At 47.5% G+C, this 3,281-nt stretch carries 3 protein-coding genes; all 3 read right to left on the reverse strand.

Annotated elements, in window-relative coordinates; genetic code table 11:
- Positions 1-3: 3 nt before the first annotated feature.
- The 3 genes from QZ327_RS14240 to QZ327_RS14250 all read right to left on the reverse strand — a co-directional run bounded on the left by QZ327_RS14240 (position 4) and on the right by QZ327_RS14250 (position 3,087).
- On the reverse strand, positions 4-1,209 hold the full coding sequence (locus QZ327_RS14240; RefSeq protein ID WP_294620379.1) for a primase-helicase family protein: 1,206 nt from the start codon (positions 1,207-1,209) through the stop codon (positions 4-6).
- A gap of 262 nt (positions 1,210-1,471) precedes the next feature.
- The gene (locus QZ327_RS14245; protein WP_285829793.1) at positions 1,472-1,861 is read right to left on the reverse strand and encodes a hypothetical protein; all 390 of its coding nucleotides are present in this window, start codon (positions 1,859-1,861) and stop codon (positions 1,472-1,474) included.
- A gap of 2 nt (positions 1,862-1,863) precedes the next feature.
- The gene (locus QZ327_RS14250) at positions 1,864-3,087 is read right to left on the reverse strand and encodes a site-specific integrase (protein WP_294620382.1); all 1,224 of its coding nucleotides are present in this window, start codon (positions 3,085-3,087) and stop codon (positions 1,864-1,866) included.
- Positions 3,088-3,281 lie beyond the last annotated feature (194 nt).

A 3,281-nucleotide genomic window follows, 5' to 3' on the forward strand; every position in this document is an offset into this window, starting at 1 on the left:
TAATCATAGTGCTTCTAAAAAAGTTCTTGTCACGGTGTAAAACCTTCCTGTCCTGCGCAGCGGAGAGTAACGGCATTCACGGCTGTAGTCCACTTGGTAGGTGGTATATGTGAGGGTGTTGTGGGCAGGTGTCAGTTTCCAACATTCCTGCAATACCTTCCGTACCTGATGTTTCTCCGCTTTGACATACGTATTTGCCAACAGAACGAGTATATCATGCGGACAGAATGAAACACTGTCCACATTCATCGTTGTCATAATATCGAGAAGCAGCTCATACATTTCAATCTCCAACCGGTTGCGGTTGCTGCGGATAATTTTCTGTAAGGCTTCTGTATGCAACAGTGACGGGGCAAACCACATCCGGCTTTCTTTCTCGGTGAATAGCAGCCTGTACTGCAAATGGTAGAGGAAAGCAGGTATCTCAGCTTTCAGTTTTTGCAGGAAGTCGGTATCATCGGACTGCAAGCGGTCTATCTTCCGCACCCAATAGCGTGTTTCCCCTGCATCAATGATTACAGGCAAGTACTCGTTGTTGGAGCATAGCACGAACTTGGCGAAAAACGCTATCTCGTCACGGTCTTTGCCTTTGGCTTCCACCTTGTAGGAAAGTGTGGTGCTGAGGTTCTTCAACCGCTCGCTGTCCTCCCTGCGGCTCAACAACACTTCGTCCACCACGATAAGGAGTTTGCCAGCCCAGTCGGAATTGAACTGGCTGCGGAAGTCCTCGTTGGTGTTGAATGTGACATTGTTCTGAAACAGGGCTTTCAGAAAATTCAGGAACGTGCTTTTACCTGTATTACGTTCTTCCGATACCAACAGCAGGATAGGCAACTTCTGAATCGGTTGCAGGTATAGCAGTTGCAGATAGTCCATACCTAATTCGTATTGTTCCCCGAAGATGTGCCGCACCAAAGATTGGATGTGCGAGAAGTCGCCCTCCTGCGGTCGATGGTCTATCGGTTCATAGAGGTTCAGGAACTTGTCCACTATCGGACGGTAATTCACATGGTCGGGGACTGTGCAGAAGCCATCATACTTCGGCACGCTGGCAAGATAGTGTTTGCCATAATCCTGCCGGAGTGTCTCGTTGTTCCACACGATGCGTTTCCTCACATAGTCTCCGTTCAGCCGGGGCTGGTTCACTAACTTGTAGAGGGTCGTACCTACCCGTATGAACTCCTCCTTTCTGATATTACCTTGTTTCATAAGCACTTCATTTTGTTTTAATCAATGCAAAGCTCGGCAATTCGGATAAGACGGATTGACAACTCACGCGTGACTCACGTATGATTTTCTTGGATTTGGCACAAACACATACAAATAAAGTCCGAAGATGTGCCACTCTGACGGGTTCTTCTTCGGACTTGTCGTAATCGGCAATACGCTTATTCGAATACTTATATGAATATATTATCGGCAATGGGAATACGCATAGGTTTCACTACTTTATGTCGTCACATCAATGTATTTATACCTGATAATTAGACGTTTTCATGCCATTCATGTCCAGCGAAAAGAAGATGCTTGCTTTCTCTTTTCGCATGTACAGCCTTTCAAACAGGAGTTTGCGCACCTGCTCCGCACCGAAGCTGTCGATACGGAATGCAAGCACGACTATAATCTGAAAACTGAACACATCTGCATGACAACCGTTATTCAGCTGTATATACTTTTGTACCTTGTATTCGTTTAACACGCCGCTTTTATATACCGCTCTGATAGCAGCACGGAGTGTCGGGGCGATTACCCCGAACAGCTCCACCAGTTCCGGCTCGCTCATCCATATACCTGAAATGTCTTCTGGCAATATGACGCTGCCGTATTCGTTTATTGTCATGATGCTCCTTTCCATTTCCATACTCATGACACCGTTATACCGTTAAATGTCTTACTCAGTTTATCGCCGAACATCGTCAGGTCGGTATTCAGTTTCTGCGTGGTAATCTTCGCGTATATCTGGGTCGTGACAATGTTCGTATGTCCCAATACACGGCTTACGCTTTCGATCGGCATTCCTTTGGTCAGAGCCAGCGTTCCGAATGTATGCCTTGCACAATGGTACGAGATTTGCTTCTCTATACCGCATTCACTGATAACCTTTTTCAACTGTTTGCACATCGTCCAGTAGTTGATTTTCCCGAACACGGACTTGTCTCCCGAACGGTTCTTGTAGCGTTCGATTATCTGCATGGGAATATCAAGCAGTTTCACTTGGAAAGGGACATCGGTCTTGTGCCGCTTGCCGATTATCCATTTCTCTCCGTTCACTTCCACGATTTCATCCGTGGTCAGTTCCTTCATGTCCACGAAACTAAGGGCGGTGAAGCAGGCGAAGATAAAAAGGTCACGCACCAGTGTGAGTGTGGGATTTTCAAACTCGTGTGTCATGATGGTCTTTATCTCGTCCTCCGTCAGATACTCACGCTCCTTCACGTTCGGGCTGATATGGAACTGCGCAAAAGGGTTTCTCGGTATCAGCCCGTTATAATGCGCACGCATCACCACGCCCTTCAGCCACATGCAGTTGAGCCATATCGTGGCGTTCTTCAGCCCCCGTTCGGCAGTAAGATAAGCCGCAAACTCCTTAATGAAGTCGGGTGTCAGTTCGAGCATCGACATATCCGTGCGCTTGTAGAACGACTTGATGAAAGCCGCCACATAGTTCCTCGCACGCATCATCACCTTGTATGTACCGATGGTGCGGTCTTTGCCCACACGTTTGAGGAAGTTGGCGCAATCCTTGTCAAACGCCCGGATAAGCGTCTCATACTCGCTGCCGATTCCCTGATAGGCGTTGCGCACCATTTCCGCCGTCACGAACGCCTCTCGGTCGGAAAGTTTCTGGTAGTGCTTGATGATTTGCGCCTTGATGTTGTCAAGGGCGAGGTTGATGTCCCGTGCCCCTTGGCTCTTGCCTTTCGCCCTGTTCCCTTTCACGTCCCAAAGTGTCTTCGGGATGTTCTGCTTGCAACTGAACTGCGCCACAGTCCCGTTGATTGTCACCCGTCCCATGATGGGGACAATACCGTTCTTCTCCTTGCTGCCGTTCACGTAGAACAGCACTTTGAATGTGCTTCTTACCATACTCGTCTTTTTTTGATTGCAAAATTAATTATCAACGAGTTAGACCTTGTAAGCCAAACACAGCCACACGTAGAAAATGTCAGTGCCACGTGTTAAAAATCACATTTCGTCGGGTAATGATTTGAAAACCTAACGGCTTCATAAATCCGCTTTCATTTGCATTACCCCGTTTTTTTGTCTGTCCTCTTTTGTCC

Source organism: uncultured Bacteroides sp., assembly GCF_910578895.1.
Taxonomy (GTDB): Bacteria; Bacteroidota; Bacteroidia; order Bacteroidales; family Bacteroidaceae; genus Bacteroides.

What these genes read in the sequence shown, in the direction of transcription:
- QZ327_RS14250 (WP_294620382.1), bottom strand. Translation starts at nt 3,087, where the DNA reads ATGGTAAGAAGCACATTCAAAGTGCTGTTCTACGTGAACGGCAGCAAG.
- QZ327_RS14245 (WP_285829793.1), bottom strand. Translation starts at nt 1,861, where the DNA reads ATGGAAATGGAAAGGAGCATCATGACAATAAACGAATACGGCAGCGTC.
- QZ327_RS14240 (WP_294620379.1), bottom strand. Translation starts at nt 1,209, where the DNA reads ATGAAACAAGGTAATATCAGAAAGGAGGAGTTCATACGGGTAGGTACG.